The sequence below is a fragment of the Lentibacter sp. XHP0401 genome (assembly GCF_025751535.1).
GTDB lineage: Bacteria > Pseudomonadota > Alphaproteobacteria > Rhodobacterales > Rhodobacteraceae > Lentibacter.
Window position 1 is genome coordinate 270,960 of the sequence record NZ_JAOWLC010000002.1, and the last position, 20,393, is coordinate 291,352.

21 protein-coding genes are annotated in these 20,393 nt (G+C 56.7%); 9 read left to right on the forward strand and 12 right to left on the reverse strand.

Translation table 11 applies throughout. The features are described from left to right. Nucleotides 1–13: 13 nt before the first annotated feature. On the reverse strand, nucleotides 14–1,390 hold the full coding sequence (locus tag OE750_RS04220; protein ID WP_263761728.1) for a cytochrome-c peroxidase: 1,377 nt from the start codon (nucleotides 1,388–1,390) through the stop codon (nucleotides 14–16). Nucleotides 1,391–1,739: 349 nt separating this feature from the next. Here OE750_RS04220 and purU point away from each other — a divergent pair, with 349 nt between their 5' ends. Next, nucleotides 1,740–2,624, forward strand: coding sequence for a formyltetrahydrofolate deformylase (purU, locus tag OE750_RS04225; RefSeq protein WP_263761730.1), 885 nt, complete (start codon nucleotides 1,740–1,742; stop codon nucleotides 2,622–2,624). Between the two features lie 4 nt (nucleotides 2,625–2,628). Here purU and OE750_RS04230 read toward each other — a convergent pair whose 3' ends face one another. Then, entirely contained in the window at nucleotides 2,629–3,408 is a 780-nt protein-coding gene (locus OE750_RS04230) for an enoyl-CoA hydratase (RefSeq protein ID WP_263761732.1), read from the reverse strand. 57 nt (nucleotides 3,409–3,465) lie between these two features. On the opposite strand from OE750_RS04230, the gene OE750_RS04235 reads away from it, so the two are divergent. Beyond that, entirely contained in the window at nucleotides 3,466–3,885 is a 420-nt protein-coding gene (locus tag OE750_RS04235) for a PaaI family thioesterase (RefSeq protein ID WP_263761734.1), read from the forward strand. Nucleotides 3,886–3,987: 102 nt separating this feature from the next. On the opposite strand, the gene OE750_RS04240 is transcribed toward OE750_RS04235, so the two are convergent. Next, nucleotides 3,988–4,221 (reverse strand): DUF1127 domain-containing protein, encoded by a 234-nt coding sequence (locus tag OE750_RS04240; protein ID WP_263761736.1) that lies wholly within the window; start codon nucleotides 4,219–4,221, stop codon nucleotides 3,988–3,990. Between the two features lie 85 nt (nucleotides 4,222–4,306). On the opposite strand from OE750_RS04240, the gene OE750_RS04245 reads away from it, so the two are divergent. The 4 genes from OE750_RS04245 (at nucleotide 4,307) to OE750_RS04260 (ending at nucleotide 8,316) form a co-directional block, all read left to right on the forward strand. Then, a complete protein-coding gene (locus OE750_RS04245; RefSeq protein WP_263761738.1) occupies nucleotides 4,307–5,698 on the forward strand; it encodes a PLP-dependent aminotransferase family protein in 1,392 nt (463 codons plus the stop codon). A gap of 157 nt (nucleotides 5,699–5,855) precedes the next feature. Continuing rightward, a complete protein-coding gene (gene rplM, locus OE750_RS04250; RefSeq protein ID WP_263761740.1) occupies nucleotides 5,856–6,314 on the forward strand; it encodes a 50S ribosomal protein L13 in 459 nt (152 codons plus the stop codon). Between the two features lie 5 nt (nucleotides 6,315–6,319). Beyond that, on the forward strand, nucleotides 6,320–6,811 hold the full coding sequence (rpsI, locus tag OE750_RS04255) for a 30S ribosomal protein S9 (RefSeq protein ID WP_263761743.1): 492 nt from the start codon (nucleotides 6,320–6,322) through the stop codon (nucleotides 6,809–6,811). Nucleotides 6,812–7,023: 212 nt separating this feature from the next. Continuing rightward, a complete protein-coding gene (locus tag OE750_RS04260; protein ID WP_263761746.1) occupies nucleotides 7,024–8,316 on the forward strand; it encodes a tetratricopeptide repeat protein in 1,293 nt (430 codons plus the stop codon). Here OE750_RS04260 and OE750_RS04265 read toward each other — a convergent pair whose 3' ends face one another. The 9 genes from OE750_RS04265 to guaA form a co-directional block, all read right to left on the reverse strand. Then, entirely contained in the window at nucleotides 8,317–8,937 is a 621-nt protein-coding gene (locus tag OE750_RS04265) for a TetR/AcrR family transcriptional regulator (protein ID WP_263761748.1), read from the reverse strand. Continuing rightward, nucleotides 8,930–9,799 (reverse strand): polyphosphate kinase 2, encoded by an 870-nt coding sequence (gene ppk2 / locus OE750_RS04270; protein WP_263761750.1) that lies wholly within the window; start codon nucleotides 9,797–9,799, stop codon nucleotides 8,930–8,932. Before ppk2 ends, OE750_RS04265 begins: the two co-directional genes overlap by 8 nt. Before the next feature lie 37 nt (nucleotides 9,800–9,836). Next, nucleotides 9,837–10,802 carry an alpha/beta fold hydrolase gene (locus tag OE750_RS04275; RefSeq protein WP_263761752.1) on the reverse strand — a complete coding sequence of 322 codons (966 nt, stop codon included), beginning with the start codon at nucleotides 10,800–10,802 and terminating at the stop codon, nucleotides 9,837–9,839. 2 nt (nucleotides 10,803–10,804) lie between these two features. Continuing rightward, entirely contained in the window at nucleotides 10,805–11,758 is a 954-nt protein-coding gene (locus tag OE750_RS04280) for a homoserine O-succinyltransferase (protein WP_263761754.1), read from the reverse strand. 29 nt (nucleotides 11,759–11,787) lie between these two features. Next, a complete protein-coding gene (locus OE750_RS04285; RefSeq protein ID WP_263761756.1) occupies nucleotides 11,788–12,651 on the reverse strand; it encodes an ATPase in 864 nt (287 codons plus the stop codon). Between the two features lie 53 nt (nucleotides 12,652–12,704). Continuing rightward, nucleotides 12,705–13,619 carry a DMT family transporter gene (locus OE750_RS04290; RefSeq protein ID WP_263761757.1) on the reverse strand — a complete coding sequence of 305 codons (915 nt, stop codon included), beginning with the start codon at nucleotides 13,617–13,619 and terminating at the stop codon, nucleotides 12,705–12,707. Nucleotides 13,620–13,730: 111 nt separating this feature from the next. Then, on the reverse strand, nucleotides 13,731–14,762 hold the full coding sequence (locus OE750_RS04295) for an OmpP1/FadL family transporter (protein ID WP_263761759.1): 1,032 nt from the start codon (nucleotides 14,760–14,762) through the stop codon (nucleotides 13,731–13,733). 173 nt (nucleotides 14,763–14,935) lie between these two features. Next, complete coding sequence (locus OE750_RS04300) at nucleotides 14,936–15,817, reverse strand: DMT family transporter (RefSeq protein WP_263761761.1); 882 nt, start codon at nucleotides 15,815–15,817, stop codon at nucleotides 14,936–14,938. Nucleotides 15,818–15,898: 81 nt separating this feature from the next. Continuing rightward, nucleotides 15,899–17,470, reverse strand: a complete 1,572-nt coding sequence (gene guaA / locus OE750_RS04305; protein WP_263761763.1) for a glutamine-hydrolyzing GMP synthase — start codon at nucleotides 17,468–17,470, stop codon at nucleotides 15,899–15,901. A gap of 125 nt (nucleotides 17,471–17,595) precedes the next feature. Between guaA and OE750_RS04310 the strand changes: the two genes are divergently transcribed. The 3 genes from OE750_RS04310 to OE750_RS04320 all read left to right on the forward strand — a co-directional run bounded on the left by OE750_RS04310 (nucleotide 17,596) and on the right by OE750_RS04320 (nucleotide 20,343). Next, nucleotides 17,596–17,982: a VOC family protein gene (locus OE750_RS04310; RefSeq protein WP_263761766.1), complete on the forward strand. Its 387-nt coding sequence runs from the start codon at nucleotides 17,596–17,598 to the stop codon at nucleotides 17,980–17,982. Nucleotides 17,983–17,990: 8 nt separating this feature from the next. Then, nucleotides 17,991–18,683 (forward strand): MgtC/SapB family protein, encoded by a 693-nt coding sequence (locus OE750_RS04315; protein ID WP_263761768.1) that lies wholly within the window; start codon nucleotides 17,991–17,993, stop codon nucleotides 18,681–18,683. A gap of 109 nt (nucleotides 18,684–18,792) precedes the next feature. Continuing rightward, nucleotides 18,793–20,343 carry a trimethylamine methyltransferase family protein gene (locus tag OE750_RS04320; protein ID WP_263761771.1) on the forward strand — a complete coding sequence of 517 codons (1,551 nt, stop codon included), beginning with the start codon at nucleotides 18,793–18,795 and terminating at the stop codon, nucleotides 20,341–20,343. Nucleotides 20,344–20,393: the final 50 nt, after the last annotated feature.

Sequence of the window (20,393 nt, forward strand, 5' to 3'; positions counted from 1 at the left end):
GAATGAAAGAGGCTTAGTCGAGGATTGAATCCACCTTTAGGCCAGACGGCACACTTGCGGGCGCACCGAGCTTGCCGCCGATGCTGCTGCGGTCCGTCAACGCATGGAGGAATGAGATAATATCATTCACCTCGGCGTCGGTGAGCGGGGGGATGTCGAGTGTGATCGCGGCGGCGATGCGGGCGAGTTCTTCGGCGTCGGGCATTTGCGGTGTGACTGTGCCGTAGCCTGACAGCGCAGGGACGGGGGCTTTGGACGGATCAAAACGCATAAGGCTTTCACGCGGGGCGAGATGGTGGCGCACCACGGCTTCGAGAGAGGCGTAAGCACCCGAGTGGCCGTAAGGCGCAGTGAGGGCGACATTGCGTAAGCTGGGCGTGCGAAAGCAGTATTTATCCTTGTCGATGCCAGTGATGGCGCTGCGGCCAAAGTCGGCGCGGGTGACACCGTTCTCTTTTCCGTGGTCTTTCCCGGGGCCGATCTGGGGGATGCCTATGGCGTGAAAACCATGATCTGTCTGAAAGCGGCCAGCGTGACAACTTGAGCACGTGGATTTGCCGTAGAAAAGCTCCATGCCGCGGGCCTGAGGCGCCGTGAGGGCCGATTTATCACCCCGCAGGTAGGCATCAAAAGGGCTGTTGTCGGCGCGGAACTCTTGCGCAAGAAAAGCGCCGATGGCGTTGCCGATATCGGTGATGTGGAGTGGTTCGCTGTTGCCATTGAGGGCTGTGAAGCGCCTGCGGTAGGCAGGAATGGCCTCGATACGGGCAGCGAGTTTGGCCCAAGCACCATTTGGCCCGCGAATACGGCCTGCAAAAACATCGGAACCTATCTCGTTTTCGCCATTGGCGCCTGCCATTTCCTCATGGCTGAGGATGGGCAACAAGGCTTGCGCGCCGAGGATGTTGACCACTCCGCGCTCGAGCGCGTGCCCTTCGGGCATGAGGATGCCGAAGGGCGCGTCTGAATCGACAGAGACACGACCATCGTGAAACAGCGTGGTGAATTCGGTTGCGCCAAGGTTGAAAATGGCTGGCGCATTGCGCGGGATGTGCCGCTCGGCGGGCGCATCGCCCGAGCCGCGGCGGCGTTTGCCAAGGCCTGTGCCGCCTTCTCCGACAGAAAGGGGAACCGCATCGGCAGAGCCGAGCACACCATGATGACAACTGGCGCAGGATATGTTGCGGTTGCCTGACAAGAGCGGATCAAAGAAGAGATCACGACCCAACAGGACTTGCTCATCAGGAAATCGGGGGAAGTCGGAGTGGGTCACCGGCGATAATGTGTCGGCGGCCAGAGAGAGATTGGCCTGGAGGGACAAAAGGCCGACGGTGACCCACTTCAGAAACTTTGCAACTCGCGGCAGGCGATCCTTGGAGGGCTGAGCCATGCGCTGTTGCAGTTCATGGCTTAAATGAACCCGAATTATGGCGAGATTATGGCAAAAACGGTAAAAGTTGGGCATCGGTCACAAAAAAATCCAAAAGGCATACAGCAAGCAGTGTTGGCAGGAGTCTACATCAGGTTTGTGCGGGCTGGAACTGTGGTTTTCAAGCTGCCTGTTTTGTAGCGAATTTCACTCATTGTGCATCATCGGAAACCACCGCTCCGATTGACCCCATAAGTGATGTCAAAAACCTGATGGAGGCGTTGCCTCTCGGCTTGACGGGATAAACGGTGTGAGAAACAGCTTTTTCCGGAAAGCAGACGCAACCCACCATCCTGACAGGACCAGCACCATGAGCAAATACGCCCTTACCGTCACATGCCATTCGACACGGGGGATCGTTGCGGCGATTGCCAATTATCTTGCGGATAACGGCTGTAATATTTCCGACAGCGCCCAGTTTGACGACAAAGAAACCGATAATTTCTTTATGCGGGTCAGCTTCGAGAGTGATGGCAGCGTTGATCTTGCCAAACTGTCAGACGGGTTTGCCGCAACGGCGGGCTCTTTCGGGATGACATACGAGTTTCATGACGAGACCGTGAAAATGAAAGTGGTGATCATGGTGTCGCGCTTCGGGCATTGCCTGAATGATCTGCTGTATCGCTGGCGCATCGGGGCGCTGCCGATTGATATTGTCGGGGTGATCTCGAACCATATGGATTACCAGAAGGTTGTTGTGAACAATGACATACCGTTTCACTGCATCAAGGTGACGCCCGAGAACAAGCCCGAGGCGGAAGCGCGGATTATGGCTGTGGTGGAAGAGGCGGGGGCTGATCTGATTGTACTGGCGCGATACATGCAAATTCTGTCTGATGAAATGTGCCAGAAGATGTCGGGGCGGATTATCAACATTCACCACTCGTTTCTGCCGAGCTTCAAAGGCGCAAACCCTTACAAGCAGGCGTTCCAGCGGGGCGTGAAGCTGATCGGTGCGACATCGCATTATGTGACAGCTGATCTGGATGAGGGGCCGATTATCGAGCAGGACATCGTGCGGGTGACACATGCGCAATCATCAAACGATTATGTGGCCTTGGGGCGCGATGTGGAAAGCCAGGTGTTGGCGCGTGCCATTCACGCGCATATTCACCGCCGCGTGTTTTTGAACGGCAACAAGACGGTGGTGTTTCCGGCCTCGCCCGGATCTTATGCTTCCGAGCGCATGGGCTGAGATGTTACTGCTCCCATGTGGGCGGGCGTTTTTCCAGAAAGGCACTGATGCCTTCTTCGGTGTCGCGGTAGAGCATGTTTTGCACCATGGCATCGCCTGTGTAGCTGTAAGCGTCTTCCAGCGTCATCTCTGATTGTTTGTAAAAGCCTTCCTTGCCGATTTTGACAGCGGCGGCGAGTTTGCCGGCAACTTTTTCGGCCAAGGCCAGCGCATCAGCTTCGGCGTTTTCGGAGACACTGTTGATGAGGCCGAGCGTTTCGGCGCGCGGGGCGTCGATAAAGCTGCCTGTGGTGAGCATTTCAAACGCCTGTTTGCGCGGGATATTGCGGCTCAGCGCCACCATGGGTGTTGAGCAGAAGAGGCCGATGTTGACCCCGTTGACGCCAAAGCGCGTGCCTGTCTGGGCCACAGCCATGTCGCAGGTTGCGACAAGCTGGCAGCCAGCGGCGGTGGCGATGCCATGGGGGGCTGCGATGACGGGCTGGGGCAGGGCGCGGATGCTCAGCATCATCTTGGTGCAGCGGTTGAAGAGATCGGCAAAGTAGGCTTTGCCGCCATCTTCGGCCTGGCGACCTGCTGTCATTTGCTTGAGATCATGGCCCGCGCAAAAGGCTTTACCTGCACCCGAGATGACAACGGCGCGGATGCTGCGGTCTTCCTTGAGGTGTTCAAGTTCGGCCTGAAGGGCGGCGAGCATTTCATCGGAGAGGGCATTGAGCCGCTCCGGCGCGTTCATCCGCAGATGCGCGACTGCGTTTGTGTCGTTACGTTCCAGAATTGCCATCTTGCTCTCCTCCAGGCTCATGGGCAGTCTAGTGCGGAAGATTGGATGAGGTAAAGTATGGCATTGGCATTGGACAAAGAAGAATTGCAGGGGTTTCTCGACGAGGTTTTCCCGCAGGTGAAGGGCGAGTTTGTCGTGGAGCATGTTGAGGACATGTATTCCGAGATACGCATTCCGATCAGTGACAAGCATTTGCGCCCCGGCGGGACAGTTTCGGGGCCGACGATGTTTATGCTGGCGGATGTGGCTGTTTATGCCACGATATTGGCGATGATCGGCAAGAAGGCTCTCGCTGTCACCACAAGTTGCAGCCTTGATTTTATGCGCAAGCCTGCGGCGGGCAAAGACCTTATGGCCAAATGCAAACTGCTCAAGCTGGGCCGTGTGCTGGCAGTGGGCGATGTGCTGATTTACTCGGTGGGCGAGGACAAGCCCGTGGCGCGTTCGACAATGACTTATTCTATTCCGCCAAAATAAGTGAGCTGCGCGCAGTGCGGAAAAAAAAGGGCCAGAGTGAACTCTGGCCCAGGTAGGAAGAGGGCTGACACAGGGGAGTCAGAACCTCTGATCGGGACGATATCAGGGCCGCCAGAACCATTTACGGGACTCGATGTGTGCTTGTCTGCGAGTCAATCCGATATCGGTGAGTTGTTCGTGTGTGAGGCGTTTCAGGTCCGAACGGGTGCGGCTGCGCTCTGACCAGAGAAATGTGACATAGGCGATATGCAACGCAAGGCGCGACGTGAGCGGCAGCGTGTTGATTTGTCCTAGCTTTGTAAGGCTGGAGGGATCGTATTGTGTCAATGTAAGCATCGGAACCTCCTTAAAAATTGATACAATGCTATGTGTTGTTGTGATACATTTAGGTAGAAATGCCGATTCTTGCTAGGAAAACATTGTGACTGATACAATTTGGCCACCGAACTTTGCGAAATCTCGCGGTGCGAAGTATCTTGTATTGATACAATCTCTCAGGGCGGCTGTCAGATCGGGAGAATTGTCACAAGGCCAACGCTTGCCGCCCGTGAGAGATCTGTCGTGGCAGCTCGGGATTACGCCCGGCACAGTCGCACGGGCTTACAAGCTTGCGGCGGAAGAAGGCCTTGTTGATACGGCTGTCGGGCGCGGCACATTTGTGACGGGCGCGCGGGCGGTGAGCGATATCCCCGAGCCGCTGATCAACCTGACAGGTGTGAATATGGTAAATTTTCGCTCGGCGCAGGTTGTGAATGTTGGTCAATCCGGGGCTATTTCGGCGCAGTTGCGTGCGCTTGGGGCAGAAGGCGCACATGAATATGTGACTTATCCGACTGAAGAGACGGACTACGCCGCGCGTGAAGCTGTGGTGGACTGGATCGGGGAGGGGCGCGCGGGGCGGATTGCGGCGGATGATATTGTGTTGGCGATGGGGGCGCAAAACGCGACGATTATCGCCTTGCAGGCGATATTGCATGGGCCTGCGCCTATTATCCTGACGGACGAGCTGGCCTATCCGGGCGTGCGCCATGCAGCGAAGCTTTTACGTGCACGTTTGATTGGTGTTGAGATGGACGCGGAAGGGCTGCGGCCTGACCGGCTTGAGCACTTGCTGCGCGAACATGGGGCGCAGGTTTTGCTGACTTCGGCAGAAGCGCATAGCCCGACAACCACACGCACAAGCCTTGCGCGGCGCAAAGAGATCATCGACATTGCACGCCGCCACCAACTTCAGATTATTGAGGACGATTGCCATTGTATCTGGTGGGAGGGGCGGCCAGCATACCGCGAGCTTTGTCCCGAATTGTGCTGGTATATCTCCTCGCTCACCAAGTCTGTCTCAAGTGCTTTGCGGTTTGGCTATATTGTGCCACCACAAGGGCAGGCGCGGCTTGTGCGGCAAGTTGCGCAATCATCGTTTTACGGGATACCGCAGCCTATGATCGACCTGGGCGAAGCGCTGCTGCGCTCGGGGGATGCAGCCAGGATCAGAGCCAAGGTGCGCAGCAAGATCAACGAGCGGGTGCAGGAGGCGCTGAACTGCCTTGGAAGCTGGGATATTGCCTATCATCATGATGTATCGTTCTTCTGGCTCAAGCTGCCACAGGGTTGGCGAGGCTCAAGTTTTGCGCGGGCCTGTGAGCGGGTGGGCATTTCACTTAAGGCAGCGGATGAGTTTGCGCTTGCGGACGGGGCCTCGCCAAATGCTGTGCGCATTGGTATTTCGGTTGATATTGATCACGAGACCTACCGCGCGGCGCTTGTGAAGATGTCCGATATCCTCGCGAAGCCGCCATCAAACGCGGAAATTTGATGGGGTATAATAATACCTAATTTTTAAGCTATTGTTTTTTCTCGGTTAATTTGATTTTTGCGCAGTTGACTGTGCGTTCAGGCGCTATATAAACCGCCCATCCCGCAAGCAGAGAGCGGTTTTCTCTCTGCCCAACCCGATTATCAGGATTTCAAACATGAAAACCTTTACTGCGACACCCGCAGATATCGACAAGAAATGGATCATCATCGACGCTGAAGGCGTCGTGCTGGGCCGTCTCGCCTCGATCATCGCGATGCGCCTTCGCGGCAAGCACAAGCCGTCTTTCACACCTCACATGGACATGGGTGACAATGTCATCGTGATCAATGCCGAGAAAATCCAACTGACAGGCAAGAAGCGCGAAGAAAACTTCTACTGGCACACAGGCCACCCCGGTGGCATCAAGAGCCGCACCAAGCAGCAGATCCTTGAGGGTGCATACCCCGAGCGCGTTGTGACCAAAGCGGTCCAGCGTATGCTTCCAGGTGGTCCACTGAGCCGCAAGCAGATGACAAACCTGCGCGTATACGCGGGCACAGAGCATGGCCACGAGGCGCAAAACCCAACTGTTCTTGACGTTAAGTCGATGAACAAGAAAAACACACGGAGCTGAGCGACATGGTTGATCAAGTGAACTCACTCGAAGAGCTGGGCGCTGTAGCAAGTGACGCAGCCCCCGCAGCAGAAGCTGTTGCAGAACCCCGTGAGCCTATGCGCGATGCGCTTGGCCGCGCTTATGCCACAGGCAAGCGTAAAGATGCGGTTGCCCGTGTCTGGATCAAACCGGGCTCAGGCAAGGTTGTGGTCAACGGCAAAGAGATGAACAAATATTTTGCGCGTCCCGTTCTGCAAATGATCCTGCGCCAGCCCTTCCAGGTTGCCGGTGTTGAAGACCAGTTTGACGTGATGGCAACTGTTAAAGGCGGTGGCCTCTCGGGCCAGGCCGGCGCGGTTAAGCACGGTGTTTCAAAAGCGCTTCAGCTTTATGACCCCAGCCTGCGCGGCGCTCTGAAAGCCGCCGGCTTCCTGACACGCGACAGCCGCGTTGTGGAACGTAAGAAATTCGGTAAGCGCAAGGCGCGCCGGAGCTTCCAGTTCTCCAAGCGTTAAGCTTTACTTACAGTATTGTGAAAAAGGGCTGCCTTCGGGTGGCCCTTTTTTGTGCCTTGCTGTGCTTATGAATTAGGCATCCTTCAACCTTGGGTTACATCACCGTCATATAGGGTTGACCATTAGGGCGCAGTTTTATCATCATGGATAAACGCGAACGAAGGGACACCGAGATGAAACGGATTTGGAAACCGGCAGTATGTGCTGTGTTTATGGCAACTGCCGCAACGAGTGTATTGGCGCAAAGTGTTCCCGAGCCAGTGCAACTGAGCAAATTTGCAGTGGCACGCGCCGAGGCGAACCGCCTGTTTAGCTTGGTGTGTGACGGAAACGGGAAGTCCGCGACAAGCAAGGCGGGAGCAAAACAAGTCAACGACGCGCTGAACCAACTTAGAAAAATTGGCTTTGAATCCAAAAATTATTTAGAGGTTGCCACAGCGGCGACTGCACTGGGAAATGCCCAAGGTTATAAGGAGTGTTACGCCCACCAAGTGTATCGTGAGCAATTCTCAAAAAATTCATACAGCGAGGAATTGGCTGCAAGATTGCATAAAGCCGCGGCTGGTTATGGCTATCCCGTCGGGATGTCAAATTATGGCAACAGGCTTTTGCTTGGAAAAGGTGTTTCCGTGAATGCCGAGCTTGGGCTGGCTTATTTGGAAGCAGCGTTTGAAGGGGGCTTCAATTACGCGACCATTTATCTTGCGAACACCTATATGGATTCTAAATCGGTCTCGCGCGATCTCAAGAAAGCCAGATACTGGCTGACCAAGGCCGAGCAGGCAGACGATGGAATCAGCCTTGCCGCGTATAGCAAAGCCTTGAAACGTCTGGATGACTTGACGGTTGAGGCGCAAAAGGCAGCAAAGCCTGTTGCCAAAGCCAAACCGGTAAAAGCGGGCAAATTGCAGGTTTATCCGATGAGCCTTTTTGAAAAAGAGCGCAACTCTGTGACTGAGCTCTACTATACAGTCTGCGACGACATTCCCGGCTATGACCCAGACGATATCGTATCAAAGTCGATGGCGAATGGCGTTCAGCACACTTGGAGTAGCCTGCACAGATATGTGTTCAAGAAGGGAGACCCTCGGAACGCAGTCGCGATCCATACGCGCGGACGCGTGCTCGCGAATGAGGGGTGCTTCCTCAACAAGTTGCGCGATAAGCCTGATAGACCCCGAGATCTTAAGACGGCGGCTGAGTATATTATGATAGCCGCAGAGATGGGCTATCCCGTTGCGATGAACGACTATGGCCTGCGTCTGGTTCAAGGCAAAGGCGTGGATGCGGATGTCGGGCTGGGTATCGCCTATCTGGAAGGTGCTATCGAGGGTGAATACTGGTTTACGGCTACGTCTTTGGCGCAGATCTACATGAGCCAGAGGTATGGGGTGCAAGACCTCAAGACAGCTCGTGAGTGGCTGGAGCTGTCGCGCAAACACAACGACTCAAGCACCAAGCGCTTCAAGGACCTAGACGCGCAGCTTACAGAAATGGGTGGTTAGTTAGCTGTCGGGTTTGATCAGCCCCAAGCCACGCAGGTAAACGCCGATGCCGGATTCGAGCAGGTCTTCAGGGGAAAACGGGCTTTGCGTGCCGGGAGAGTTGCGCGCGAAAAGCTCGACGACGCCGTGGCTCATGGCCCAGATGTGAGCCGAAAACATGCTGGCAGGCGGGCGTTTGTCGGCGGGGATGTGCTGGCTGAGTTCTGACGCAGCCTGTTCCAGAACACCCCGCGCGCGGGCGGCGACAGAGGCAAGCTCGGGTGTGCGGTTGACCGAGACACCGCTTTCAAACATGGCGATGTAATGCCCCGGATATTTGCGCGCGAAGGCGAGATAGGCGCGCCCGGTGGCCTCAAACGCCGCCAGCGCCGAGGGCTGGCCCTTTTCATAGGCGTATTGCATGAGGTCGGCGAAGATGTCGTATCCCTGCCGCGCGGCCTCGGCGATCAGGTCTTCGCGGCCTTCGAAGTGACGATAGACGGCGGCGGGGGTGACGCCAGCTTCCTTGGCCGCTTCCGAGAGCGTGAAGCCTGTCGGGCCTTTGGCCTCGATCAGTTGCAGGGCGGCCTCGACCAATGCCTGACGCAGGTTGCCGTGGTGATAGCCGCGTTTTTTAGGCATCCCATATCTCGGGGCTGCCGCAGATGCTTGTGTCGATCTGGCCGACGGCTTTTTCATCTTTGCGGGTGTAGTCAATCTGGCTCAACACCGTGCGGATGGCCATCAGGCGTGCGCGGCGCTTGTCATCGGAACGGATGATTGTCCAAGGGGCCTCGGGCGTGTGTGTGCGGGTGAGGGTTTCGGAAATGGCTTGCGAGTAGTCCTCCCATTTTTTGAGGCCTTCAACGTCAATCCAGCTGAGCTTCCATTGCTTGAGCGGATCGCTTTCGCGTTTGAGGAAGCGGCGGAGCTGTTCGGCGCGGCCGACATTGAGCCAGAGCTTGAAGAGGTGGATGCCCTCGTCGGCGAGCATTTTCTCGAAAGCGGGTGTCTGGGTGAAAAAGTGTTCGCGCTGTGCATCGGTGCAGAAGCCGAAAACTTTTTCAACAACACCACGGTTATACCAACTGCGGTCGTAGAACACGATCTCGCCGCCTGACGGCAGGTGATCAATGTAGCGCTGGAAATACCATTCGGTTTGCTCTTTTTCGGTCGGCTTGGGCAACGCCACAATGCGTGCGCCACGAGGATTAAGATTCTCACGGAAGCGCTTGATTGTGCCGCCTTTTCCCGCCGCATCACGGCCTTCAAAGACGATGGCTATGCGCGCGCCCGTCTCTTTGGCCCAGCTTTGCAGCTTGACGAGTTCGATTTGTAGCGCATCGAGTTCTTTCTCGTAAGCTTTGCGCGGCATCCGTTCGCTGTGCGGATAGGCCGGATTGAGGATTTCGTCTTTGTCCGCACGCTTGAGAGCGTTGCGGATCGCCTCGGGGGCGTCTTGTTCGAAATAGGTGCTGATGGCTCCGTCAAAGGGCAGCTCCATGGGCCTCATCCTTCCAGTTTTCTTGCAGTATGGCGGCTTAGCGATGGGGGCGCAATCCTGCGCGCGCGGCGGCGCGGTGAATGGCGGCAATGACGGTGCTTTCGCTGCTGTGCTGGACCATGTGGCCGTGGCCTGCCGCGCGGGTGAGCACGGCGTCGGGGATGTCATTGAGTAGCGGTTCGGAGTGGATCGAAAGGCCCACGGTGATGTCATCGGTTCCGTGGACGATCTCGACGGGGAGGCGCATTTGCGGATAGAGCGGGGCCATCTCTTTGATTTCGCTTAACAGATTGGCGCGCTGGAAAGAGGTGGCGCGCATGGAGGTGTAGCGCAGCGAGAGCTTTGGAACGAAATAGTCAAAGTAGCCCTCCGGCACGGCATCGGGTGTGAACACATCTTGCAGGATGGATTCGATACGGGCCTCGCTGATGACGGCTGGCAGCAAGGGCAGGAACAGCGGGCCAAGAAGAGGGTTTGAGCCTGCCTGATAGAGCGGATCGAGGGCGGACTCCCAAGGATGAGAGGCCGCAGCAACTGGCACAAGGGCGGCGAGACGCTCGGGCATATAGACAGCCCAGGCGAGAGCAACGGACCCGCCATAGGAATGCCCCATAACAACAGGTTTCTGCGTGCCCATGGCTTCGGCTGTGTCGGCCATTTGAGCCGCTTGGGCGCGTAGAGAGTCGCCCTTCGGGCTAACGGCGGCACTGTAGCCAAGGCCCGGCCGATCAATAATATAGATACGGTAGTCGGCGGCGAGTTTGCCTGCCAGCGAGAAGGTCATATCGCGTGTGTGACCGTTGGAGCCGTGAATGAGCACAAGATCCGGCGCGCCCTCACGGCCTGTGACAACCACGTGCATGTCGGTGCCGTTCACCTTGATGATCTGCCCGCGCGGCGGACCTGCGGCCTCAGCGGCGCGCTCGGCTTTTTGGGCGAGGAGCCAGAGCAGAAGCCAGAGAAGCAAAAGTGCTAGAAGGTTATAAAGGGTAATTTTGAGCATGATCAGCCGCGCAGATCGGTGCTTTCCAGCCCGATTTTTTCGATTTCAAACGGTGTGGTTTCGTAAATTTCGGAAATCCAGTTGCCATAGAGCAGATGCGCATGGCTGCGCCAGCGGTTGAGAGGGGTCTGGGAAGCGTCGTCATTCGGGAAATAGTTGACGGGGAGTTGAATTTCAGCGCCTGCGATCTGGTTTTCTGCCAGGTCGCGGGCGTATTCCTCGCCGAGCGTGCCGCTGTCGTATTCAAGATGGTTGAAGACATAGAGCGCACGGTGGGCCGGGTCTTCGACCAGCGCGGGGCCGACCTCTTCGGAGTGCAGGAGGACTTTGAGGCCTGCGGCTTCGATCTCGTCGCGTCTCATTTCGGTCCAGCGGCTCACGGGCATTGAGAAGTCGTCAGAAAACCCTCTGAGAAGAGTGTTTTGCGGAGCGAAGTTAAGGTGACGATAACAGCCAAAAAGCTTGTGGTCGAGCAGGTGCTTTTTCACCCCGTGGAAGTAGCCGAGCATGGCCATGCCGCCCCAGCAGACACCAAATGTACTGTGGACATGGGTTTGGGTCCAGTCAAAGACGCGGGTGAGCTCGCCCCAGTAGGTGACATCTTCGAACTCAAGATGCTCGATCGGCGCGCCAGTGATGATGAGGCCGTCGAACTTTTCGCCTGAGGCCTCAACCTCTTCAAAGGGGCGGTAGAACTCTTCCATATGTTCGGCGGCTGTGTTGCGCGAGTGATGCTCGGACATGCGGATGAGCGAAAGCTCGATTTGCAGAGGCGTTGCCCCGATGAGGCGGGCAAACTGGTTCTCGGTCTGGATTTTCTTGGGCATGAGATTGAGAAGGCCAATGCGCAGCGGGCGGATGTCCTGCCGCATGGCCTGATCTTCGCTCATGACGCTGACGCCCTCGCGGTTGAGCACGGTATAGGCGGGCAGGTGAGAGGGCAGTTTGATGGGCATTTAGGAGGCCTCGTGTTTGGGGCGGATGATTAGGCGGTGCGTCTCTCGATGGCGGCAGTCACGACAGCGTCAAAATCAGCGGCGTCGCGCACTGTGGCGATATCGGAAGCATCGACGGTGATGCCCCAGTTTGCCATGGCTTCATAACGCGGTTGGCGATGTGCAAGGGCGCGGGCGTAGGTGTAGCGAATGAAGTTATCTGGATCAACTTCATCTTCGGAGCATTTGTTTTTGCTGAGATATTCGTGCCAGACACGGGAGAGAAATGCTGGTTGGTAAGCCATAGGTTTGGGCGCGCGGTCAAAGCGGCGGATGAGCTCTTCGGTGTGAGCCTCGGAGCCTTTGAGCCAGATCATCAGGGTGTTGGCACTCAGGCACTTCATGATCTCGTCATCGGGATTGCCGGCATCGACCCATTCACAGATTGAGCCACCGGTGTCACAGATAAAGTGCGGATAGCCGTAGAGCGCTTTGGCGCGGTCGATGAAATAGGGCGTGTCCATGAGCGCAGCGATTTCGGCGCGGCGGAACTGCTCCTGCCGCGCGGCGTAGCTGTGCATGGTCATACCGTTCTTGGCCATGGCCCCCGGTTTGCCGAGATAGGAGGAGACGGCGGCGAGGTTGCCGAAGGTGATATTGGAGCCGATGTAGATTGAATCCGACATCAGAAGATCGCGCAGGAAGGGAACTTTCATCGCCTCGCGTTTGGCGTTGTCGGCGATATATTCGCCCATGTAGCGCGTGCCGATGCGGTAATCTATCGAATAGTGAAACCAGTCACCCGCATCGCGCAGCAGGTTGGAGACATGGGTTTTGCCAAGGCCTGACATGCCGAAAAACAAAACTTTCTTTTCAGGGGCATTGCGCCAGCTTTGCGCTGTTGGATAGATCATCTCTGGCCTCGTTTACTCGTGTTCCTCTGGAGTAAAGCGGCAATGGCAGAGGGTCAAAGCGTTTTATTGCGAACGAACGTCCAAAGGCGGCCATCCAGGATGAGAAGGCCAAGGGCGAGGATGCCGAAACCGAGGAGCGCACGCGGGTGGAGCGCCTCGCCCAGAACGGCCCAGCCAAGAACAATCGCTATGGGGGGCATGATAAGCGTGACCAACATGAGATTGCCCGAGCCCGCCATGGCGAGGACGCGGTAGTAGAGCAAATAGGCGAGCACCGTGGCGACGAGCGCGTAATAGGCGATTGCGGCGAGGGTTTCGAGGCGCAGTTCAAGTGTGAGCGGGCCTTCAAAGTGCCATGCGAGCGGAACCATAATGAGTGCGGTGCAGGTGAGCATACCCGCCGCGGCAACAAGCGGGGGGAGACCAGTGAGGTGCTTGCGCGCCCAGACGCCAGCGAAGGCGTAGGAGAGCGTTGCAGTGAGAGCTGCGATCTGGGCCAGCGAGCGGATATCAAAATTGCGCAGGTTTTCCAGCCCAACGGCTGTTGCCACGCCGAAGAAGCCGATGCTGACGCCCGCAAGCTTGCGCGTGCTCAGGCGCTCGTCGGTCAGAAAGAGTGCGGCGACCAGCACGCCGCATATGGCTGTGGCGCTGTTGAGAATGGCGGTGAGGCCGCTTTCAATGTGGAGCTGTGACCAGTTGAGCAAGGTGAAGGGGATAATGTTGTTGAGAAGTCCCATGACGAGGAACACGCCCCAGATTTTAGCGCCTTTGGGGCGGTGCAGACGTAGGGCGAAGACCAGCGCCCATAGCACAAGTGCCGCCCAGAGTGCGCGGTGTGCCACTGTCGAGAGCACGCCGATTTCGTTAAGGGCGATGCGCACCGAGAGGAAAACCGCGCCCCAGACGAGCGCCAGCAGGAGCAGTTCGGCCCATGCACGGGGTGATATGGTTTTTTGCGCGTTCATGAGAGAGCCTTGTCACTCAATAGCCAGCAAGGCGACCCGTTTCTTGCTGGATAGATAAAAAAACGCCCCGCCGGGAGGGCAGGGCGTTTTGAACTTTAGCAAGGCTTCGAATTAGAAGCTGTAAGCGACTTTGACGCCGAAGGCGACCGCGTCACCGCTGAAATTAACGGGACCGACTGATTGATCGCCTGGTTTGATGTATTGCACACCACCCGTGACTTTGAGGCTCTCGTTTACGTTATAGGATGCTCCGAGACCGATGCTCTTATAGCCGGTTGTGGGCGAGAGAGCAGTGTTGCCGGGGCGTGTGCCCGCTGCTTCATAGCCCAATGTCATTGCAAGGCTGAGCTTGTCGTTAATCTTGCGGCCAACACCCAAGGTCAGGCTTGTTGAATCGTCGCGGAAGTTGACCCAATTTGTGGATGCGCCGCCGCCAACAGGTGTTGAGTCTAGTGATGAGCCCTTCCATTTCACATGACGAACCGAACCAAAGAGCAGTGTGTCTTTTGCGATCCCTGTCTGGAACTCGAGGTTCAGGCTTTCGGGAGTCTGGTGGCTGGCCGTGACAGGAGTAACAAAGTTTGTTGTTCCGTCCAGCTTGTTTGAGATGGAGGTGCTATATGTCAGCGCGATACGCATTGCGATTTCCGGACGCTCGTAGGCGGCACCGACAAGTGCACCCCAAGCGTAATCGCCCGACGCATTCAGGATACCGGGTGTTGAGGTGATTGTGCCCGTCAATGACTGAGCGCGCGCACCCGCGTGAACGCTCCAGTTGTTATTGAACTTGTAGCGTCCAACAAAGGTAATCGCCTTGCTTGATACATCGGCAAAGCCGCCTGCAAAGGGCCCTGAAGTGTAGCGAATGTCTGCACCGAAAGGTTGGTCAACAATTACCGCTACATCTACCTTGTCGGTGAGCGCCTTCTTGATTGAAAAGCTCACGGGGCTGTAACGCGTTGTGGCATCATTTGTGCCCAGTGTGCCGGATACGTTCGGGTCGACCGTGCCGACCGAGAAGGTAACAACATCGCCACTTTCGAAAATGGGTGTAATCCACTGACCAGAGCGGTCGATACCGCCGGCGATGGCTGTGGTTGCAAGTAGCGAGAACATGCTCGCGCTGAGTGCTAATTTCTTCATTTTGGTCTCCTCCCAAAAAACTTTACTCAAACTATCGGCAAAGTTCCGCTGCACAAATAGGTTCCGTTGCGGCAGGTCTTGAAACGCAACGTCATGTGACATGAAAGACAAAAAAAACAGCGGTTTTATGCGCTTCATGGTCTGAAAAAGGCGAAACAGGCATGAGTTAGGCGTTACACGTGGGCCAGTTTACGGGTTTCGCTCCAGATATTGAAGTAGTTTCCAGCAAAAATCAGCAGCGCGCCGACCAAGACCCAGACATCCAGTGCTTCGGCGTAAAAGGCTGCGCCGATAAGTGCAATCACGGGCAGGCGTGCAAAATCTATCGGAACAACCACTGTTGCGGGCGCAAGGCTGAGCGCGGTTGTCAGGCAGAAATGCGCGATGAGCCCCGCGCAGCCGATGAGCAACAGCCAAGGGGCTGTTGTGGCCGATGGCAGGGCGATATCGCCGTCATACCCTGCAAGAGCAATTCCGAAGACGGCTTGCAGGGTGGTGAGATAGAAGAGAATACAGGTGATTTTCTCGCTGCGGGTGAGCCGCTTGGTTGTCATGATCGTGATTGCAAAGCAGACTGCGGCAAGCGCTGCTGTGATTACCCCGATGCCGACCGTTTCGCTTCCGAAGGGTCGCGCGACGATCAGGATGCCCGCAAAGCCAAGGGCGGCTGCGGTTGCCCGAGTCGGTGTCATCCGCTCCCCCAGAACAAAGGGTGAGAGCACGAGCACCCAGATCGGCGAGGTGAATTCGAGGGCGAAGACCTGCGCGAGCGGAATGACGGTGAGCGCAAAGAACCACAGGTTCTGGCCGGTGAAATGTGCTATATTGCGGATGAATTGCACACCGAGATGTCGCCGCGTGATATCCTTCAAGTGCCCGGTGGCACTGGCCACGACCATCACGATCACAACCCCGATCAAGCTACGATACATCATGATTTCAAATGTATCCAGCTCGAAGCTCACAGCCCGCCCGGCCACGGCCATAGCCGTAAACGAGGCAATCGCCCCGATCATCCAAAGCATAGCGCGCAGGGTCTGGGCGGTGTCAGTCATGTCTTTTTTATTGCCACAAATATCCCGGGGGGCTGGGGGCTGGCCCCCAGCGGATCGGCGCGCGAAGCGCGTCGAAGCCTCTCACTCCCACTCGATCGTGCCGGGGGGTTTGGAGGTTACGTCATAGGTCACACGGTTGATGCCTTTGACTTCGTTGATAATCCGCGTGGCGGTTTCACCGAGGAAATCGTGGCTGAACGGGTAATAATCCGCCGTCATGCCGTCCACCGAAGTTACAGCGCGCAGAGCGCAGGCAAAATCATAGGTGCGCCCGTCCCCCATGACGCCCACGGTGCGCACAGGGAGAATCGCAACGAAAGCTTGCCATATATCGTCGTAAAGCCCGTGTTTGCGGATTTGGTCGATATAGACCGCATCGGCCTTGCGCAGGATTTCGAGCTTTTCGCGGGTGATTTCACCGGGGCATCGGATGGCAAGGCCGGGGCCAGGGAAAGGGTGACGTCCGATGAAGCTTGCGGGGAGGCCAAGCTCGCGGCCAAGCTCGCGCACTTCGTCTTTGAAGAGGCCGCGCAGCGGCTCGACGAGCTTGAGGCCCATCTTTTCGGGCAAACCTCCGACGTTGTGGTGTGATTTGATGGTGACAGACGGACCACCAGAGAAGCTTACGCTTTCGATGACGTCGGGATAGAGCGTGCCTTGGGCGAGGAATTCCGCGCCTTCGATCTGGTCGGCGTGTTTCTGGAACACATCGATAAAGAGGCGACCGATGATCTTGCGCTTGGTTTCGGGATCGGAGACGCCCTCAAGCTCGCCGAGGAAAAGCTCTGTTTCGTCGGCATGGATAAGATTGAGGTTGTAGTTGTCACGAAACATTGTCGTGACTTCTTCGGCCTCGTGGAGACGCAGCAAGCCGTGGTCGACAAACACACAGGTGAGCTGCTCGCCGATGGCTTCGTGCAGAAGAAGGCCTGTGACCGAGCTGTCGACGCCGCCCGAGAGCGCGCAGATAACTTTTTTGTCACCGACCTGCTCACGGATGAGGCGGATCATTTCTTCTCGGTAGGCGCCCATGGTCCAATCGCCCGAGAATCCTGCGAGCTTCACGAAGTTTTCATAGAGGGTCTTGCCGTTGGGGGTGTGGTGCACTTCGGGGTGAAACTGCACGGCGAAAAAGTTGCGCGACAGATCTGCGGTCATGGCAAAGGGCGCGCCGGGAGATGTGCCGAGCACTTCAAAGCCCGGAGCGATTTCGCTCACGTGGTCGCCGTGGCTCATCCAGACCTGCTCGCGGCCTGATCCGTCCATGAACCAGCCGTTGATAAACTCGGGGCGTGCCTCTGCCGGGCTGACCCATGCGCGGCCAAACTCGGCTGTGGCATGCTCACCCGCCTCAACCTTGCCACCAAGGTCGTGCATCATCACTTGCTGGCCATAGCAGATGCCGAGAATCGGCACACCGAGCGTATAGGCGCTGGCGGGAGGGCGCGGAGAGCCTTCACGCATGACCGAATCCGGCCCACCCGAAAAGATGATCGCCTTGGGGGCAAGCTCGGCCAGAAGCGCGTCATCTACCTTTTGGTAGGGGTGGATTTCGCAGTAGACATTGAGCTCGCGCAAGCGGCGCGCGATGAGCTGCGTGACCTGGCTGCCAAAGTCGATGATGAGGAGGGTTTCATGCGATATATCTGTCATGATCTGGCTCTAGGGCAGTGCGCGAAAAAGGTCAATTCCCAGAGATGGGGGAAAACACGGGACAAGCGCGTTTTGCTGTGTAACTTATGGGCGGTGGAACTGTTCGAGAGTGAAAGGACGTCAAAATGAAATTACGCTATACGATTTTATATGTGGATGATGTTCAAGCGAGCCTTGCCTTTTACACTGCAGCTTTCGGACTTGAGGTGGGCTTTTTGCACGAGAGCAAGGATTATGGAGAGCTGGTGACCGGTGAGACAAAGCTTGCGTTTTCGTCTCGGGCCTTGATGGAAAGTCTGGGTAAAAAGCCTGCATTGCCACAATCTGATGCGCCTGTGTTCGAAATTGCTTTCGAAACAGATAATGTTACGGCAGGTTTTGAGCGCGCGGTAAACGCAGGTGGCAAAGTCGTGCAGCCCGTGGAAGAGATGCCGTGGGGGCAGACAACCTCTTACATCAGTGATCCTGACGGGTATCTTGTTGAAATTTGCTCGCCCGTGAACAACACATGAAAGCGTAAATGACGATGTCTCTGGAACTTGCAGCAATCAATTTGGCCGTTGCCATGTTTTGTGGCGCGCTTGTCGGTACAGAACGGCAAATGCGCCAGCGCATGGCGGGGGTACGCACCAATGCACTTGTTGCGCTCGGGGCGGCGGGTTTTGTGGTGTTCTCGACGCTTTTTCCAGATGAGGTCAGCCCCACAAGGGTTGCGGCGCAGGTTGTGTCGGGCATCGGCTTTCTCGGAGCCGGGCTAATCTTTCGCAACGGCTTTACCGTGCACGGGCTCAATACGGCGGCGACGCTTTGGTGCTCTGCCGCTGTGGGGATTATGGCAGGGGCAGGCTTTATGCTTTATGCGCTCGTTTTGACGGGACAGATCATGTTTGTGAACCTCGGGCTGCGCCCTTTGGTGAACTGGATCAAGAAGCGCACAGGAGCAGGCAAACCGCATCTTCAGGAATTCCACCTTTGCCTGACGGGCAAGGATGACGTGACCTTGAGGGGCCGGGTTGTGCAGGCGTTTTCTATCTCGGGGTTCCAGATTGTTTCGATTGCCACACAGGATAAATCTGCAGACCAGCCGCGTGAACTTGAGGTGGTTGTGACGGTGGAAGACCCTGACGATACGTTGTTCAAAGCCGCAATCGTGCCTTTGTTGGCCTCGCCCGATGTGTCGAGCCTGAAGTGGAGCAGTTTGCACGACATGTGAAAGCAATGTCGCTTTTACCCGCCAAGGGGCGCAAAAGCGCCGCGGGTGTGGATGCTGGCGGGCTATGAAGGAACAGATTTTCAGATTGTCCCAGAATCAAGGGTGGCCCATGACCGAGGCAACGACAAAAAGACGTGGACGCACCGCAGGCGGTGGAGGTGCAGCGCGCCGTGCCGAACGCAGCGCGGTTTCGTTTGAAACGGCAAAGTATATCGAGCGCAACATTCCCAATTTCGAGGTGCTCAACGAAGAGGCGCTCCAGATCATCGAGGCCAATGCCGAGGCGATTCTGGAAGAAGTGGGTGTCAATTTTGTGGACAACCCCGCCGCTCTGGAGCGCTGGCGTGATGCGGGTGCAGATGTTCAGGGCGAACGCGTGCGCATCCCCAAAGGTTTGGCGCGCGAGCTGATCAAAACCGCCCCGAGCGAATACACGCAACATGCCCGCAACCCCGAGCGCAATGTTGTTGTAGGGGGGCGCAACCTTGTGCTTGCGCCTGTATATGGCCCGCCTTTCGTGCGCGATGCGGCCGGCGGGCGGCGCTATGCGACGATGGATGATTTCAAGAAGTTCGTGAAGCTTGGCTATATGAGCAAGTGGTTGCACCATTCGGGCGGAACGGTCTGCGAACCGACAGATATTCCTGTGAACAAGCGTCACCTCGATATGCTGCTGGCGCATATGCAGCTTTCGGACAAGCCGTTCATGGGCTCTGTCACCGAACCGAGCCGCGCGCAGGACAGTGTCGATATGTGCGGCATTCTCTTTGGCAAAGAGTTTGTCCAAGAGAACACTGTGATGACTTCGCTCATCAACATCAACTCGCCGATGACTTTTGACGATGTGATGATGGGGGCGCTTGAGGTTTATGCTAAAAACAACCAGGCCTGCATCATTTCGCCCTTTATTGTGGGCGGGGCAATGGCGCCAGTCTCGGTGGCGGGCACGCTGACACAGGTCTTGGCCGAAGTGCTGGCGGGCGTGGCCTATAGCCAGCTTTGCAAGAAGGGCGCACCGGTGATTTTCGGGGCGTTTGTAAGCTCGATCGACATGAACTCGGGCGCGCCGACCTTCGGCACGCCAGAGGCCAGCCTTGTGACTTATGGCGCAGGGCAGCTCGCACGGCGGCTTGGACTGCCGTTTCGTTCGGCTGGCTCGTTCTGCGGCAGCAAACTCCCTGATGCGCAGGCGGCTTACGAAACGGCCAACTCGCTGAACATGGGGTTGCTCTCGGGCGTGAACTTCATGTTGCACTCTTGCGGTTGGCTTGAAGGCGGGCTTGTGGCGGACTTTGAGAAGTTTGTCATGGATGCCGATCAGCTCGGCACGCTGCACCAGATGGCCAAGGGTGTTGATATAAGCGAAGATATGCAAGCGATGGATGCGATCCACGAGGTTGGGCCCGGCGGGCATTATCTGGGCTGTGCGCATACGCAGGCAAATTTCAAAACCGCTTTCTGGAAATCGGATCTGTTTGATTACAAGCCGTATGAAACATGGGAAGACGAGGGCGGGCGCGATACGCGCCAGCTTGCGACATCACGGGTGGAGAAGCTTCTCGCGCAATATCAGCAGCCAGCGCTCGACCCGGCGGTGAATGAAGCGCTCGAAGCCTATGTGGCCGAGAAGAAAGCCTCGATGCCGGATGCGTTTATCTAAGCGCTTGTTTATTCGCTGAAGAACGGGCCTCGCGAGATGCGGGGCCCGTT

Excerpts from the sequence above, each read along its gene's own strand:
- OE750_RS04265 (WP_263761748.1), bottom strand. The coding sequence starts at position 8,937 with ATGCCTAAAAAACGCGGCTATCACCACGGCAACCTGCGTCAGGCATTG.
- OE750_RS04300 (WP_263761761.1), bottom strand. The coding sequence starts at position 15,817 with ATGACTGACACCGCCCAGACCCTGCGCGCTATGCTTTGGATGATCGGG.
- OE750_RS04235 (WP_263761734.1), top strand. The coding sequence starts at position 3,466 with ATGGCATTGGCATTGGACAAAGAAGAATTGCAGGGGTTTCTCGACGAG.
- ppk2 (WP_263761750.1), bottom strand. The coding sequence starts at position 9,799 with ATGGAGCTGCCCTTTGACGGAGCCATCAGCACCTATTTCGAACAAGAC.
- OE750_RS04310 (WP_263761766.1), top strand. The coding sequence starts at position 17,596 with ATGAAATTACGCTATACGATTTTATATGTGGATGATGTTCAAGCGAGC.
- OE750_RS04230 (WP_263761732.1), bottom strand. The coding sequence starts at position 3,408 with ATGGCAATTCTGGAACGTAACGACACAAACGCAGTCGCGCATCTGCGG.
- OE750_RS04275 (WP_263761752.1), bottom strand. The coding sequence starts at position 10,802 with ATGCTCAAAATTACCCTTTATAACCTTCTAGCACTTTTGCTTCTCTGG.
- OE750_RS04315 (WP_263761768.1), top strand. The coding sequence starts at position 17,991 with ATGACGATGTCTCTGGAACTTGCAGCAATCAATTTGGCCGTTGCCATG.
- OE750_RS04260 (WP_263761746.1), top strand. The coding sequence starts at position 7,024 with ATGGCAACTGCCGCAACGAGTGTATTGGCGCAAAGTGTTCCCGAGCCA.
- OE750_RS04240 (WP_263761736.1), bottom strand. The coding sequence starts at position 4,221 with ATGCTTACATTGACACAATACGATCCCTCCAGCCTTACAAAGCTAGGA.
- OE750_RS04280 (WP_263761754.1), bottom strand. The coding sequence starts at position 11,758 with ATGCCCATCAAACTGCCCTCTCACCTGCCCGCCTATACCGTGCTCAAC.
- purU (WP_263761730.1), top strand. The coding sequence starts at position 1,740 with ATGAGCAAATACGCCCTTACCGTCACATGCCATTCGACACGGGGGATC.
- OE750_RS04290 (WP_263761757.1), bottom strand. The coding sequence starts at position 13,619 with ATGAACGCGCAAAAAACCATATCACCCCGTGCATGGGCCGAACTGCTC.
- OE750_RS04285 (WP_263761756.1), bottom strand. The coding sequence starts at position 12,651 with ATGATCTATCCAACAGCGCAAAGCTGGCGCAATGCCCCTGAAAAGAAA.
- OE750_RS04295 (WP_263761759.1), bottom strand. The coding sequence starts at position 14,762 with ATGAAGAAATTAGCACTCAGCGCGAGCATGTTCTCGCTACTTGCAACC.
- rpsI (WP_263761743.1), top strand. The coding sequence starts at position 6,320 with ATGGTTGATCAAGTGAACTCACTCGAAGAGCTGGGCGCTGTAGCAAGT.
- rplM (WP_263761740.1), top strand. The coding sequence starts at position 5,856 with ATGAAAACCTTTACTGCGACACCCGCAGATATCGACAAGAAATGGATC.
- OE750_RS04320 (WP_263761771.1), top strand. The coding sequence starts at position 18,793 with ATGACCGAGGCAACGACAAAAAGACGTGGACGCACCGCAGGCGGTGGA.
- guaA (WP_263761763.1), bottom strand. The coding sequence starts at position 17,470 with ATGACAGATATATCGCATGAAACCCTCCTCATCATCGACTTTGGCAGC.
- OE750_RS04220 (WP_263761728.1), bottom strand. The coding sequence starts at position 1,390 with ATGGCTCAGCCCTCCAAGGATCGCCTGCCGCGAGTTGCAAAGTTTCTG.